This is a genomic window from Allomuricauda sp. MMSF_3307 (assembly GCF_030733585.1).
Classification (GTDB): Bacteria; Bacteroidota; Bacteroidia; order Flavobacteriales; family Flavobacteriaceae; genus Flagellimonas.
Genome location: NZ_JASHIQ010000007.1, coordinates 68,357 through 83,460, shown reverse-complemented (window position 1 = coordinate 83,460; position 15,104 = coordinate 68,357). Strand labels below are relative to the sequence as shown.

Genomic DNA, 15,104 nt, shown 5'->3' with positions numbered 1-15,104 from the left:
TATTTAGAGGGAATATTTATTAATTTTCAAATTGTAACTATCATTTTTCTTTAAAAATTATAATAAATGTACAATTCCAAGATTGCTGGATTAGGGTTTTACGTCCCTGAAAATGTGGTCACTAACGATGATTTATCGAAAGTGATGGACACGAATGATGAGTGGATTCAAGAGCGGACGGGAATCAAAGAGCGGCGCCATGTTATAAAAGATACCGAAACCACGACCTCCATGGGGGTTGAAGCCGCTAAAAAGGCCATTGAGCGAGCGGGCATCGATAAGGATGAAATCGATTTTATCGTTTTTGCCACCTTGAGTCCCGATTATTATTTTCCCGGTCCGGGCGTGTTGGTGCAACGGGACCTCCAATTGAAGCGTACAGTAGGTGCGCTGGATGTCCGAAACCAATGTTCTGGCTTTGTGTACGGAATTTCCGTGGCCGACCAGTATATCAAAAGCGGTATGTACAAGAACGTATTGGTAATTGGTTCTGAACTGCACTCTCGAGGATTGGACATGACCACACGGGGTAGGGGTGTTTCCGTAATTTTCGGAGATGGCGCCGGAGCTGCGGTGCTGACCCGTGAAGAGGATACCTCCAAAGGAATTTTGAGCACCCATTTGCATTCCGAAGGGCAACATGCCGAAGAACTTTCGTTGATAGCCCCTGGAATGGGCAAACGTTGGGTGCTGGATATTATTGAGGACAATGACCCTGACGATACTTCTTATTATCCACACATGAATGGCCAGTTCGTGTTTAAAAATGCAGTTGTGCGTTTTAGCGAGGTCATTATGGAAGGGCTCACCAAGAATAATTTGACCCCGGCAGACATCGATATGCTGATACCCCACCAAGCCAACCTGCGGATTTCCCAATTTATTCAGAATAAGTTTCGCTTGAAGGACGATCAAGTCTTCAACAATATCATGAAATATGGAAATACGACTGCTGCCTCGATACCTATCGCCTTGACAGAGGCCTGGGAGGCCGGCAAAATAAAAGAGGGAGATTTGGTGGTGCTTGCCGCCTTTGGCAGTGGCTTTACCTGGGGCAGTGCGATTATTCGCTGGTAGGTTCGCCAAACCATTTATAAAAGTAAAACCCCGATCTGAAAAGATCGGGGTTTTTGATTAATGCCCCCACAAGATAACCAACCAACACTCGAATATGAGGCATCAATGTTTAACTGATATTATGCTCGCCAATCCATCATCTTGGTGAATAGGTTGTATGTTTTTTGGAAAATAAACATCTGGAAGATGCTTAGGAGAAAGAAACTTTGCATGAGCCGTTCGTTTTTTGATCGATGATTGATGACACTATATAGACGCACTTTAGGATGGAATGTTACAGCTTCGGGCCATTTTAACATTCTTTAATGACACCGATGAGGTCAAGACAAGCTTGTAAGGAGTGATGTATTCAGATGACCAATAAAACAGGTCATAAAAGAAGAAACCCCGGCCAAAAGCCGGGGTTAAACATTGATAAGCTATACTAAACACTAACCATTAACTATAAAAATACAGTCTTACCAATGACAATAAGTTATGAATAAAAGACGACTTTTGCATGCAAAAGTTACAGTCAATTCTAAGTTTAACACTAAAATTAACAAATGTCAAAAACACTTGTTGTAGGGGCTTCTACAAACCCGGGAAGATACAGTAACATAGCTATACGTAGGTTGGTCGAACACAATATTGAGACGACCGCATTTGGGATACGTGGGGGAACTGTATCAGAAGTGCAAATTAAACACAACTTGGATGAATTTCAAAATATTGATACGGTAACTTTATATTTAAATCCAAAAAATCAAGAACCCTACTATCAGCAAATATTGGATTTAAAACCACGACGGGTCATTTTTAACCCCGGTACCGAGAATCCAGAATTCTACAAACTCCTTGAAGCAGAGGGAGTAGAGGTGGAGGTGGCCTGTACTTTGGTGTTATTGGCTACCGGACAGTACTAGTGGTAGGGACCGATTTTTTGGTTCGTATCAGCCAAAGCCCGATGAATGTCAACAATCCGTTGAGCGGTAACAATTCATAGCCAACTTGATAACCACCCAAATATGCTACGGGCACATTGGCGATCAAAATAATGGTCAACACGGATGCAAGTGCTACAATCCAAACATAACTGTCCTTGATTTGGTGCTTGGTAAAAATACCAAAGGCAAAGAGTCCCAATAAGGGGCCGTAGGTGTATCCGGCAACGGTAAGCAAACTGTCGATGACATTGCTGCTAAGAATGTACTTGAAAGCGATGATAACGATCACCAAGGCAACGCTCATGAGCACATGGGTGCGCTTCCTGATTCGTTTCTGCTCCTTTTCCTCTTTTTCCTGAACGTTCAAAAAATCGACACAAAAGGAGGTAGTGAGCGAGGTCAAAGCGCTATCCGCACTGCTGTATGCCGCGGCGATAAGGCCTAGCATGAAGGTTACGGACAAAGCCAGCCCCAAATCCCCGTTCAAGGCGATCTCAGGGAAAAGGAGGTCCGTTTTGGGTGTTCCATCCATCAACGGAATCGCGATTCCATCCCTATTCGCATAAATGTAAAGTAAAGCGCCCAAAAGCATGAACAAAAAGGTGACTCCGACCAGTACAAAACTGAAGGAGACCATATTTTTCTGTGCATCTTTCAAGGATTTACAGGTTAGGTTTTTTTGCATCATATCTTGGTCCAAACCAGTCATGCAAATCGTAACAAACATCCCGCCCACAAAGGACTTGATAAAGTAGCTTTTGTCCAGAAAACTATCGGTCACTAAAAAATCATCATAGTTTTTTAGCGCATCCGAAGCTAGGAACTCCCCAAAACTCCACCCTAATTCTTGGTTGATCATCACTATGGAAAGGATGACGGCCACAATCATAAAGAGTGTTTGCAAGGTATCGGTCCAAACAATGGTTTTGATACCACCTTTGTTGGTGTAGAGCCAAATCAATAAAATGGAAATGACCACGGTAAATTCAAAACGGACTCCTAGGTCATCGAACACAAACTGCTGAAGCACTATGGCTACCAAATACAATCGAAACGCAGCACCCAACACCCTCGAAACAAAAAAGAAAAAGGCTCCGGTCCTATGGCTGACCTTTCCGAAGCGGTCCAACAAATACTCGTATATCGAGGTGAGATTCAATTTGTAATACAAGGGCAATAACAAAAACGCCACCACAAAATACCCAAATAGATATCCGAGAACCACCTGCATGTAAGTCAATTGACTATCGCCTACCCAACCCGGAACAGAGATAAAGGTCACCCCCGATAATGAGGCACCCACCATACCAAAAGCGACGATATACCAAGGCGATTGCTTGCCCGCCTTAAAAAAATCGGCATTGGAATCGTTCTTTCCGGTGAAATAAGAGATAAGGATAAGCACCAAGAAATAGGCGCCTATGAGCAACAGAATTTGGGTAGCTGTCATATAGGTAATTTGAATTGCAAAGTACGAAAGTAAATTGGTAAAGGTAAAATCGTAATTTTGTGATAGAATTGATGCTATGGAATTTTCGTCGAAGCTATTGGAAAACGCAGTGTACGAGATGTCGCAATTGCCCGGAATAGGCAAACGCACGGCATTGCGGTTGGTGCTGCACCTGCTCAAACAGCCTGAGGAACGTACGGAGTTGCTGGCCCATGCGTTGGTAAAATTGAAGGGCGAGGTCAATTTTTGCAAAAACTGCCATAACATTTCCGATACCGAAGTTTGCGAGATTTGCGCAAACCCGAAGCGTGATGAGACCTTGGTCTGTGTGGTGGAAGACATTAGAGACGTGATGGCCATTGAGAATACCTCACAGTATAACGGCCTATACCATGTACTGGGCGGTAAAATATCCCCGATGGAAGGCGTCGGTCCGCAAGACCTTACCATTGCCCAGTTGGTAAAAAAAGTAAAGGAGGGAACCGTTAAAGAACTAATTTTGGCGCTAAGCTCAACCATGGAAGGAGATACCACCAATTTTTATATTTATAAACAATTGGAAGGATTGCAGGTCGCCACCTCCACCATAGCCAGAGGAATCTCGGTGGGTGATGAGTTGGAATATGCAGATGAAGTGACTTTGGGAAGGAGCATTATCAATAGGGTGCCTTTTGAAAGTTCGATAAAAGCGAATTAGTGAACATAAATCAAAAATAAGTCGATTTCTTTAGTATTTTTGTAAAATACAAATCAAAACCACTTTGATAAATACGAATATGTCAAAATTTGAATTGAAATTACCGCAAATGGGAGAAAGTGTCGCCGAGGCCACCTTGACCAATTGGTTGAAGGAAGTGGGCGATACCATTGAGATGGATGAGGCCGTCTTTGAGATCGCCACCGATAAGGTCGACTCCGAAGTGCCCAGCGAGGTGGATGGGGTGTTGTTGGAAAAGCGGTTCGATGTAGACGACGTAATAAAAGTAGGTGAAGTTGTAGCCGTTATCCAGATTGAGGGAGAGGTCGATGATACAACCGATGATGATTCTGGTGAGGAAATGACCGAGGAGGAGCCAGCAGCCGTTCCAGCACAGGAACTGGAAGCCCAAATGGCCAGTGTAAAGGAGTCTGTTTCCACAGCAACGCCGGATTATTCGAGCTCCGAGCGTTTTTATTCGCCTTTGGTGAAAAACATAGCCAAGGAAGAAAACGTGTCCATGGACGAGTTGGAGGCCATTGCGGGCACCGGTAAGGAAGGAAGGGTCACGAAGAACGATATTATGGCTTATTTGGAGAGCCGTTCCAATGGAAACCAGCCCAAAGCGCAGACTGCTCCCCAACCCGAAGCCAAGAAAGAAACACCTGTGGCAACGGAGCAACCAAAAGCAGCGCCGGAAAAACCAAAAGAATCCAAAGTAACGGTAGGCGCAGGGGACGAGGTCATACCGTTGAGCCGTATGGGCAAATTGATTGCCCATCATATGATCGAGAGCGTATCCACTTCGGCGCACGTACAAAGTTTCGTGGAAGTGGATGTGACCAATGTGGTCAAATGGCGTGACAAGGTCAAAAATGCCTTCCAACAACGTGAAGGCGAGAAATTGACCTTTACTCCGATTTTTATGGAAGCTGTGGCCATGGCCCTAAAAAAATATCCGATGATGAACATATCGTTGGATGGGGACAAGGTCATCAAAAAGAAAAACATCAATTTGGGAATGGCGGCCGCCCTGCCCGATGGTAACTTAATCGTGCCCGTCATCAAAAATGCCGACCAATTGAACTTGGTGGGCATGGCCAAAACGGTAAACAATCTTGCCGATAGGGCCAGAAACAATCAGTTAAAGCCCGATGAAATCAAGGATGGTACTTACACGGTGACGAACGTAGGGTCCTTTGGCAGCGTTTTTGGAACACCCATCATCAATCAACCACAAGTTGGTATTTTGGCCTTGGGTGCCATAAGAAAAATGCCATCGGTCATCGAAACCGACCAAGGGGAGTATATCGGCATCCGCAGTAAAATGTACCTTTCGCACAGTTATGATCATAGGGTTGTGAACGGTGCTTTGGGCGGAATGTTCGTAAAAGCAGTGGCCGATTATTTGGAAGCTTGGGACATCAATAGGGAAATATAGCCAAAAAGCACCCGTATTCCTTTCACTATGCTTAATTTAGAAGCCTAGTGATGTTCATTTAAAAGTCCCAACATGCAATTACAATTGACCAAACCTATCTGCTTTTTTGACCTGGAGACCACGGGAACCAATGTGGCCAAAGATCGGATAGTCGAAATTTCCATCTTAAAGGTATATCCGAACGGTAACAAGGAGAGCAGAACGTGGTTGGTAAACCCAGAAATGCCCATTCCGGAGGAATCTACCGCCATACATGGTATTTCCAATGAAAAAGTGGCCAACGAGCCCACCTTCAAACAATTGTCAAAGGAAATTTACGCCATGATCAGGAACAGTGATCTCGCCGGCTTTAATTCCGACCGGTTCGATATTCCACTTTTGGCGGAAGAAATGCTGCGTGCGGATATCGATTTTGATATGAAAAGCATGGTATCCGTAGACGTGCAGACCATTTTCCATAAAATGGAAAAGCGCACCTTGGAGGCGGCCTATCAATTTTATTGCAACAAAAGCTTGGAGGATGCCCATAGTGCCGAAGCGGACACCTTGGCAACCTATGAAGTGCTTTTGGCACAGTTGGAACGCTATCCCGAACTGGAAAACGACATCAAGAAACTCTCTGAGTTCACCACCAGAAGGCAAAATTTGGACTTTGCCGGATTTATTGGATTGGACGAGGACAATAACCCCATATTTTCCTTTGGAAAACACAAGGGCAAAACGGTAGATGAGGTCATGGAAAAAGAACCCGGCTACTTTGGTTGGATCTTGAATGCCGACTTTCCGCTGTACACCAAAAAAGTACTTACCCAAATAAAGTTGAGCAAGCTCAACAACAAGTTTTAAAAGAAGCAAGCGTTAACCCCCGTACACACTATGAAGCTGATTTGTATAGGACGTAATTATGTAGACCATATTGAAGAGTTGAAAAATGAGCGTCCGGATGAACCTGTGGTTTTTATAAAGCCCGACTCCGCAATACTGCCCAAAGAGCAGGATTTTTATATCCCTGAATTCTCCAATGATGTCCATTACGAAGTGGAGGTGTTGGTGAAAATCAAAAAAGTGGGAAAACACATTGCCAAGGAATTTGCCCATAAGTATTATGATGAGGTGGGCTTGGGTATCGATTTTACCGCCCGCGACCTTCAGTCCAAACTAAAGGCCAAAGGACTGCCTTGGGAAAAGGCCAAAGGTTTTGATGGAGCCGCTGTAGTGGGCAATTGGGTGCCCAAGAAGAAATTTCAAAGTATGGATGACCTCAGTTTCTCATTGGTAAAAAATGGAGAAACGGTCCAAGATGGAAATACGTCCTTGATGTTGTGGAAGATAGATGAAATCATCGCCTACGTATCCACTTTTTTTATGCTGAAAAAGGGCGATATCATTTTTACCGGAACGCCTGCCGGTGTTGGTAAAGTAAGCCCAAATGACTACCTTGTCGGTACTTTGGAAGGAGAACAACTTTTTGACATTAATGTAAGATAATGATATACAACCTCGATAAAATCAATGAAATGGCAGAAGGAGATGAAGATTTCATCGTTTCCGTTGTTTCTGTGTTTTTGGAAGAAGTCCCTGAGGATTTGGAAGGCTTGGAAAAGGCCATCAACAATAAAGACTACGAAAATATTTACAAACTGGCCCACAAGATAAAGCCGAATGTAGATATTTTGGGCATGGAACAGACACGTGCCAAGGCTCTTGAAATAGAAACCTTGGGGAAAACTGCGGGCAGTATGTCGGAAATAGAGGAAAAATTTCCGATTCTTAAAAGGGATGTACTGCAAGTAGTTGCCGAGCTTAAAAATGATTTTGACCTTTAGATGCAAGCCGAGATCATCACCATTGGGGATGAAATCCTCATCGGGCAGATTGTGGACTCCAACTCGGCGTTTATTGCCAAGGAACTGAATAAAATAGGAGTCTCCGTCTATCAAATCACTTCGATTCAAGATGATAGGGAGCATATCCTAAAATCCTTACAAGAAGCTGGTGAGCGTTCTTCGGTGGTCATTATCACGGGTGGCTTGGGGCCTACAAAAGACGATGTTACCAAGCATACACTATGTGAGTTCTTTGATGATAAATTGGTCAGGGACGAGTCTGTTTTGAACCATATTGAAGAACTGTTCCGAAAGTATATTTCAACCCCAATTTCCGATCTGAACCGTGAACAGGCGATGGTGCCCTCCAAAGCAACGGTTTTGCACAATTCCTATGGAACGGCACCCGGATTGTGGATGAAAAAAGGGGAAACAGCCTTTGTATCCCTTCCCGGGGTTCCCTACGAGATGAAAAACCTGATGCTCAAATCGGTGTTGCCCAAAATCGTGGAGGATTACGAGCGTCCGCATATTGTTCATAGAACCATTTTGACCTATGGTTTGGGCGAGAGTGCCGTCGCGGAAAAACTGGAAGATTGGGAAAATAACTTGCCCTCCTATATCAAGTTTGCCTATTTGCCAAGTCTAGGGAGTGTGCGGCTTCGCTTGTCGGCAAAAGGAGAGAACAAGGAAGCCCTGATGGCAGGAATCGATGAGGAGGTCAAGAAAATGTATCCGCTGATTGGGGATATCATCTACGGGGAGGAGGAGGAAGATGGCCGTGTTGAAAAACAGATAGGTGCATTGTTGAAAGATAAGGGAATGACCCTATCCACGGCAGAGAGTTTTACCGGCGGAAGCATTGCCGAACGGATTACCAAGGTCCCGGGAGCGTCCCACTATTTTAAGGGAAGCTTGGTTTGCTATGCCACTGAGGCCAAAATAAAGGTGTTGGGGGTACCGCAAGCGCTGATCGATGAACATTCTGTTGTGAGCGAACAAGTGGCCATCGCCATGGCGCAAAACGTTAAGGAGAAACTAGGGACCGATTTTGCCATTGCCACCACCGGAAATGCAGGCCCCACCAAAGGTGACTCCGATGTTGAGGTGGGTACGGTATACATCGGAATAAGTGGTCCCAAGCGGACTTTTGCCCAAAAATTCGTGATGGGCAAGCATAGGGAAAGGGTAGTGGAAAAGTCTGTGAACAAGGCTTTTGAGCTGCTGTACAAAGAAATTTTAAATTTCTGAAAAAGAATTTTGTACGTCCCGTTAAAAAGGTATAAATTTGCAGCCTCAATAAAATCACTCAAATAGTTAGGGAGATGTCTAAAGTTTGTGAAGTAACAGGAAAAAAGGTGATGTTTGGAAACAACGTTTCCTTTTCTATCAATAAGACCAAGAGGAGATTCGATGCAAATATCTCCAAGAAGAGATTTTATATTCCCGAGGAAGACCGTTGGGTAACCTTGAACGTATCTGCCCGTGGGTTGAAAATCATCAACAAAAAAGGAATCTCTGCTGTCTTGAAGGAAATCAATTCCAAAAAGTAAGTTGTAAAAGCATTATAAGTACGATACAATGGCAAAGAAAGGAAATAGGGTTCAGGTAATTTTAGAGTGTACAGAACACAAAGAATCTGGTATGCCAGGTACTTCTAGGTATATTACCACCAAGAACAAAAAGAACACGCCAGATAGGATGGAAATTAAGAAGTACAATCCTATCCTAAAGCGTATGACCGTTCATAAAGAAATTAAGTAATCGCTTTTTACACGTAAAAAGCAGAAAAATATAAGCCATGGCAAAGAAAACAGTAGCAACACTTCAGTCGTCCTCCAAAAGATTGACCAAGGCCATTAAAATGGTGAAATCTCCAAAAACGGGAGCTTACACCTTTGTGGAGTCCGTAATGGCGCCCGAGTTGGTGAATGACTGGTTGAACAGTAAATAAGGAATTTTCCTTGTACAAAATAGTAAAGCCGCTTTTTAGCGGCTTTTTTTGTTGGGTCTATATCAACTAGTTTTTATTGACGCGATAGGTTACCCTTCTGTTGGTGATCATGGTATTCACCCGTAGGGTCAATGTGGCCGTATTGCTCGTTGTAGTGCCACATACAAACGCATCATTGCTCACCACCAGACGGTAAGGGGTGCTGTTTTCGTTCGGGGTTGGATTGGTAATGGTCAATACATTTGTTGAGGTACCGGAGTAAATCCCCGTATCGGAAAGATTTACCCACGAACTGCCATTGTAGAATTGCCATTGGTACTGATCTGCCGTCACCGTAGCGGAGATACTTGTGGTACATCCAGGGCAGGTGGTCACATCCACAGGTTGCGAGCTAATCGTAGGGGCAGTTCCCGCTTCCCTAAAATCAAATATCGTATTGGAATCATTGTCGTTTGGTGCAGAATAGCCGTCCGAGCCACTGGTTACCATTCCTTCGGAATTTATGGCAACGGGATTTGGCCCCAAAAGCCCATCATCATTGTTATCCGTAAAACCGGACTCCACCACATCGGTACAACCATCACCATCAGCATCCAGGGTGTAGGCATCATAGGTGCCATCACTATCAGAATCAAAAATGGTGTAAGTCAATAGGGCATAGGGTGTGTCGTTGTCCTCAATCCCTGAATAAATTCCATTCGTTCCCGAACTGCTTACCGCACCGTCAATTCTACCATCATTGTTGTTGTCGTTGACCCCGGGTTCTTCCAATGCACCTGATTCCACCAGGTCAAATAATCCATCGTTGTCCGAGTCCAGGTCTAGGTGATTACTGATACCATCACCATCCGTATCGCAGATAGCACTGGCAAAAAGTTCCCCAGTGAAGCCCTCTGGTCCCGGTCCTTGTTGGTTGGTCAAGGTGAAGGTATTGTTGTTGCCCGGTATCCAGGCTATGGTATTGAACGGAGTTCCGCCTTGTGCCTCCATGAGTTCCAAGGAGGTGGCTGAGGTATTTCTGCTTCCGTACAGGCTAATCATTCCATATTCGTCCACTACCAAACGCAATCTTGGGATGCCGTTGGAGTTGGCGACCCACGGTTGACTAATAAAGCTCCCATCGGATTGGAAAACAAAGTACTCGTCACCGGGACCCAGTGCACCATTCTCAAACTCCAAAATGGAGGGGTGCACGGTAGTACCGTTAATATCCAATTGAAAGGAATTATCCATGGAAGAAAAATCGATGCGCAAGTAACCGGTATCCGTATGGTTGATCACCACGTTACGTTCCCCCACATCGGAGGAAGCTAGAAATGAAGCGCTAATAGTGGAGCAATACTCCTCTTCATCCGTGATTCCGTCGTTATCATCGTCCAAATCGACTACATCTATGGCGCCGTCCCCATCGGTGTCTGTGGATGGGACAGATGTTGTCGTGATCAATACGTTATCAATGTAGGCACGGTCGTTACTTCCGGACCAGTTGCCGCCACCTTTTATAAAACGGATGGTGGTATTGGCCGACATATAGGCTGAAATATCCTGACTAAAAGAGCCAGTTTGACTACCTGTGAACGTATCCAATGTTGTGAAAGAGGAACCATCGCTCGAAATTTCAATGGAAAGCGTCTCTCCACTCTCTAAACTCGAAGTCCTCCAATCAAAGGTCAGGGTGGCCGAAGTGTAAGCACTTAAATCTGCCGACCTTCTTATATTCTCACTCCATAGATAGTAGAAAAATAATTCCCCGCCGGTGATGCGGATATATCCGTTCGATGCGCTATTGTTATCGTTGTATTCCAGCCAATTGGTGGACCAACTTTGGGTGCCATCATTATTGGAGTAGGAGACAGTGCTAAAATTATCTGCAAAGGTATCCTGCCCCATGACAGGTAAGTATACTGCGATGGATAGTATAAACAATAGTTTGTTTAGACTTTTGGTCATGTAAAGGTTGTTGTTGAGGTAGGTCAAAAATAGTCAGCTATCGTGGTTTAGGTGCAACTTTTGTTGTGAAGCAACGGGTTTGCAGGGTAAAACACTGCTTTTCTTGGGTTTAAGGAGTGCTCCCATGTGACTTTGATGATGGTATTCAGGAAGGCTTATTCTAAAATTAGACTAAACAAAACTCCCCTTACTTTGCTATCTTTGGTCATTCTCAAAGAACATAGGATGAGCTTATTCAAAAATATATTTTCAAAGGATAAAAAAGAGACCTTGGATAAAGGTCTGGAAAAATCCAAGACCAGTTTCTTCGGCAAACTGGGCAAGGCGGTGGCCGGTAAATCCAAGGTCGATGACGAGGTCTTGGACAATCTGGAAGAAGTTTTGGTTACTTCCGATGTGGGAGTGAATACCACTCTTAAAATCATTGAGCGTATCGAAGAACGGGTGTCCCGTGACAAATATATGGGCACCGATGAACTCAATACCATTTTACGCGAGGAAATAGCCGGACTGCTTTCCGAAACCAATTCAGGGGAAGCCAGTGAGGTAAGCATACCTGCAGATAAAAAACCCTATGTAATCATGGTGGTCGGCGTTAATGGGGTAGGTAAAACGACAACCATTGGAAAACTGGCTCATAAATTCAAGGCCAAAGGACTGAAAGTGGTTTTGGGAGCTGCGGATACCTTCCGTGCTGCAGCCATTGATCAGCTGGAAGTTTGGGCCCAACGAGTTGATGTGCCCATCATCAAACAAAAAATGGGAAGTGACCCGGCATCCGTGGCATTCGATACCCTGCATTCTGCAGTGGCGGAAAAGGCCGACGTAGTATTGGTCGATACCGCAGGACGTCTTCACAATAAAGTCAATTTGATGAACGAACTTTCCAAGGTAAAGCGCGTAATGCAAAAAGTAGTGCCCGATGCGCCACACGAAGTGCTTCTGGTCTTGGATGGTTCCACCGGACAAAACGCATTTGAACAGGCCAAACAGTTTACCAAAGCCACTGAGGTCACCAGTTTGGCAGTGACCAAATTGGACGGTACTGCCAAGGGCGGCGTTGTGATTGGAATTTCCGACCAGTTTCAGATTCCGGTCAAATACATCGGTGTCGGGGAAGGCATTGAAGACCTTCAGGTATTTAATAAATATGAGTTTGTTGATTCGTTTTTTAATATTTGATTTTTTGGGTTTTCAAGAGTTTATCAATAACCTGTTTGGAATTGAAAATGAAGTTTCAGCTCCTATTTTAATCACACTTTTAGTATTTGTAGTAAGTGGGATTGTAAAATTGATGTTCAATCAAATTAAACGAGATAGAGAAAGAGGGGATTACCGCAAGAACTTTATTGTTTTAATAGAAGAAATAATTAAAGACTGCAAAGTGCGAGAGAATTCCACCTTCAATCTTTTGCCCTTACTTAATTCTAGCTATCAAGGTTATTGGCCATTTGATTATCTTAAAATAAGATATATAAATACTTTTTTTGATTTACCCTTTGAAAAGGTTTTTGATTCATTTAAATCAAAAATTAGATTTCGCTGCAATCAAAAATTACGTCGGCGGGCTTTTCACGAAGTTTATTCAACATTGGAAAACTTGAAATATTTTGATTCACTTATATACCCTGATTTTAAAGCTTTCATTGCTGACTTAAATAAATACCATGAAAAGTATAATGAATCAATATCTCAGTTCAATTATTTACGAGATGGATTAGCACTTCAGTATAAGGAAGAGGTCTTTACCGAGGGAGCAGGAGTGTTAGATGATTTTGTCGTTGAATCCAATAATATTTGGAAAAAATGGATGGCTTTAGAAGAAAATGATAGATTACACTATAAAAACACTTATGATTATTTGATTAAACCAAGTTTGGAACTTAATCGCAAAAATAAGGAGTTGGATTTTACTCTTGATCTGAATAAATATCTCCTGGAGTGCTCAGCTTACTATGCAGAAATGGAAAATATTATTTTAAGATCTAAATTAACATTGAAATACCACTATCTGAATTACAGACTTTCGAGGCGTATCTTAAAAAAGTGTCTTGAAATTCTTGATTAAAAAAATGTGAGATGGATATAAATAAAATATTCTAAGATGTATAAAAGCTTTCTATTTACTGTTTTATTAATCGGATTCATTTCCTGTAAACAAAAAGAAGCAGCACCCAAAGACGATGTTGTGCTGTGGACGCCATACAACGACTCATCAGAAGTAGCGGCAAGTGCGGAAAATGAAAGTCCACGAATGCGCTACAAATTCATCCAAAGTAAAGTTTTGGACAAAAATGAGGTGTTTATGCCCCTCTACGAGGAGGTTTCCCAATTCACGGAAGAACAATATGGCATGATGAAGCCTTTGGTCTTGGAGCAGGATATTCCTACCATCCAAAACCATATCAGGGACGGCAAGTTCACCTATGAAGATTTGGCGCTTTTTTATTTACATCGAATCTACAAATACGAACTGCCCAACAATACCACACTTAACACGATTATTGCACTCAATCCAAATGTACTGGAAGAAGCCCGTAAGTTGGAAGCCAACCAAGGCGACCACCATCCCATTTATGGAATGCCCATTTTGCTGAAGGACAATATCGGAACGTCCGAAATGAAGACTACGGCAGGCGCCATTGCATTGCAACAAAGCCAAACAGATGATGCCTTTATCGTGGAGCGTTTAAAAGAAAAAGGCGCGCTTATTTTGGGCAAGGCCAATTTGAGCGAGTGGGCCAATTTTATCTGTGGCGTATGTCCAAATGGACAAAGTGCCGTAGGTGGACAAACCTTGAATCCCTACGGAAGACGGGTTTTTGATACAGGTGGTTCCAGTGCAGGAAGCGGAACATCCACAGCCGCCAACTATGCCGTAGGTGCCGTGGGAACCGAAACCTCGGGGTCCATACTTTCGCCTTCCAGTCAGAACTCTGTTGTAGGCCTAAAACCGACCATTGGTTTGTTGAGCCGAACAGGAATTGTGCCTATTTCCAGCACCCTCGATACGCCGGGCCCCATGACCAAGAATGTAACGGACAACGCCATTTTATTGGATGCCATGTTGGGTAAGGACAGCCAGGACACCAAGTCCTTGGATTCCGAAACAGGTATGTTGTCCTCGGCGATGGACTCAGCATCGATAGAGGATTTGCGACTTGGGGTGATGACCAATCTTATGGAAGCGGATTCTATCTACGCTGCCAATGTGGAAGCCTTACGTACTGCGGGAGCACAAATCATCGAATTTGAACCCGAAAACATTCCCTTAGATGGTTTCGTAACCTTGCTAAACTTGGATATGAAGCAGGACTTGCCGGCGTATATCGCGGCCCAAGTCAAAAATAAGGATGTAGTTTCGGTGGATAGCGTTGAAGATGTAGTAAGATTCAACCAACAGGACTCTTTGGTTAGGATTCCTTATGGCCAAGAGCGATTGGACGGGATTTTGGCGGATTCCACTTCGGCAGAGGAATTTGAGGAAATCAAAATCAATTTAAAAGAATCGGGTAGGGCATTCTTTCAAATTTTGGAAGAACAAGATTTGGACGCCGTTTTGAGCATCAATAACTACCACGCAGGTTATGCAGCGGTGGCAGAATACCCAGCGCTTACCGTTCCGATGGGGTACAAGGCCAATGGTGAACCCGAAAGCTTGACGTTTATTGGAAAGCCACTCTCGGAAGCCCAGTTATTGCGCATAGGTAAAGCCTTTGAAGATCTGACCAAGGCTCGAAAGATTCCAGAGGGATACAAAAACTAAAGGCCTTTTTAAAATTA

The 15,104-nt window shown here is 43.7% G+C and carries 16 protein-coding genes; 14 read left to right on the top strand and 2 right to left on the bottom strand.

Annotated elements, in window-relative coordinates:
- Window positions 1-66: 66 nt before the first annotated feature.
- Together RBB12_RS15750 and RBB12_RS15745 are read left to right on the top strand one after the other, a co-directional pair.
- A complete protein-coding gene (locus RBB12_RS15750) occupies window positions 67-1,077 on the top strand; it encodes a 3-oxoacyl-ACP synthase III family protein (RefSeq protein WP_306014596.1) in 1,011 nt (336 codons plus the stop codon).
- A 545-nt stretch (window positions 1,078-1,622) separates the two neighbouring features.
- On the top strand, window positions 1,623-1,982 hold the full coding sequence (locus RBB12_RS15745) for a CoA-binding protein (RefSeq protein WP_293290214.1): 360 nt from the start codon (window positions 1,623-1,625) through the stop codon (window positions 1,980-1,982).
- Here RBB12_RS15745 and RBB12_RS15740 read toward each other — a convergent pair.
- Complete coding sequence (locus RBB12_RS15740) at window positions 1,966-3,453, bottom strand: sodium:solute symporter (protein ID WP_179385036.1); 1,488 nt, start codon at window positions 3,451-3,453, stop codon at window positions 1,966-1,968. The two genes, RBB12_RS15745 and RBB12_RS15740, sit on opposite strands and share 17 nt — an antisense overlap.
- Window positions 3,454-3,529: 76 nt before the next feature.
- Here RBB12_RS15740 and recR point away from each other — a divergent pair, with 76 nt between their 5' ends.
- The 9 genes from recR (at window position 3,530) to RBB12_RS15695 (ending at window position 9,371) form a co-directional block, all read left to right on the top strand.
- A complete protein-coding gene (recR, locus tag RBB12_RS15735) occupies window positions 3,530-4,150 on the top strand; it encodes a recombination mediator RecR (protein WP_306014595.1) in 621 nt (206 codons plus the stop codon).
- Window positions 4,151-4,229: 79 nt separating this feature from the next.
- The gene (locus tag RBB12_RS15730) at window positions 4,230-5,591 is read left to right on the top strand and encodes a dihydrolipoamide acetyltransferase family protein (protein ID WP_306014594.1); all 1,362 of its coding nucleotides are present in this window, start codon (window positions 4,230-4,232) and stop codon (window positions 5,589-5,591) included.
- Window positions 5,592-5,663: 72 nt separating this feature from the next.
- Complete coding sequence (locus RBB12_RS15725; RefSeq protein ID WP_306014593.1) at window positions 5,664-6,437, top strand: 3'-5' exonuclease; 774 nt, start codon at window positions 5,664-5,666, stop codon at window positions 6,435-6,437.
- Between the two features lie 30 nt (window positions 6,438-6,467).
- Window positions 6,468-7,079: a fumarylacetoacetate hydrolase family protein gene (locus tag RBB12_RS15720; protein ID WP_306014592.1), complete on the top strand. Its 612-nt coding sequence runs from the start codon at window positions 6,468-6,470 to the stop codon at window positions 7,077-7,079.
- Complete coding sequence (locus RBB12_RS15715; protein WP_179385031.1) at window positions 7,079-7,417, top strand: Hpt domain-containing protein; 339 nt, start codon at window positions 7,079-7,081, stop codon at window positions 7,415-7,417. The genes RBB12_RS15720 and RBB12_RS15715 overlap by 1 nt, the downstream gene beginning before the upstream one ends.
- Complete coding sequence (locus RBB12_RS15710) at window positions 7,418-8,668, top strand: competence/damage-inducible protein A (RefSeq protein WP_306014591.1); 1,251 nt, start codon at window positions 7,418-7,420, stop codon at window positions 8,666-8,668.
- 74 nt (window positions 8,669-8,742) lie between these two features.
- Complete coding sequence (gene rpmB / locus RBB12_RS15705; RefSeq protein WP_100817573.1) at window positions 8,743-8,970, top strand: 50S ribosomal protein L28; 228 nt, start codon at window positions 8,743-8,745, stop codon at window positions 8,968-8,970.
- 28 nt (window positions 8,971-8,998) lie between these two features.
- Window positions 8,999-9,181 carry a 50S ribosomal protein L33 gene (gene rpmG / locus RBB12_RS15700; protein WP_100817574.1) on the top strand — a complete coding sequence of 61 codons (183 nt, stop codon included), beginning with the start codon at window positions 8,999-9,001 and terminating at the stop codon, window positions 9,179-9,181.
- 37 nt (window positions 9,182-9,218) lie between these two features.
- Entirely contained in the window at window positions 9,219-9,371 is a 153-nt protein-coding gene (locus tag RBB12_RS15695) for a DUF4295 domain-containing protein (protein WP_179385029.1), read from the top strand.
- Window positions 9,372-9,437: 66 nt separating this feature from the next.
- Here RBB12_RS15695 and RBB12_RS15690 read toward each other — a convergent pair whose 3' ends face one another.
- Window positions 9,438-11,321 carry a hypothetical protein gene (locus tag RBB12_RS15690; protein WP_306014590.1) on the bottom strand — a complete coding sequence of 628 codons (1,884 nt, stop codon included), beginning with the start codon at window positions 11,319-11,321 and terminating at the stop codon, window positions 9,438-9,440.
- A gap of 225 nt (window positions 11,322-11,546) precedes the next feature.
- On the opposite strand from RBB12_RS15690, the gene ftsY reads away from it, so the two are divergent.
- From ftsY to RBB12_RS15675, 3 genes are read left to right on the top strand one after another with little or no spacing between them, the layout of a single operon-like run.
- Window positions 11,547-12,503, top strand: a complete 957-nt coding sequence (gene ftsY / locus RBB12_RS15685) for a signal recognition particle-docking protein FtsY (protein ID WP_293288720.1) — start codon at window positions 11,547-11,549, stop codon at window positions 12,501-12,503.
- Window positions 12,472-13,389 (top strand): hypothetical protein, encoded by a 918-nt coding sequence (locus RBB12_RS15680; protein ID WP_306026757.1) that lies wholly within the window; start codon window positions 12,472-12,474, stop codon window positions 13,387-13,389. Before ftsY ends, RBB12_RS15680 begins: the two co-directional genes overlap by 32 nt.
- A 36-nt stretch (window positions 13,390-13,425) precedes the next feature.
- Entirely contained in the window at window positions 13,426-15,087 is a 1,662-nt protein-coding gene (locus tag RBB12_RS15675; protein WP_306014588.1) for an amidase family protein, read from the top strand.
- The last annotated feature ends 17 nt before the right edge of the window (window positions 15,088-15,104 follow it).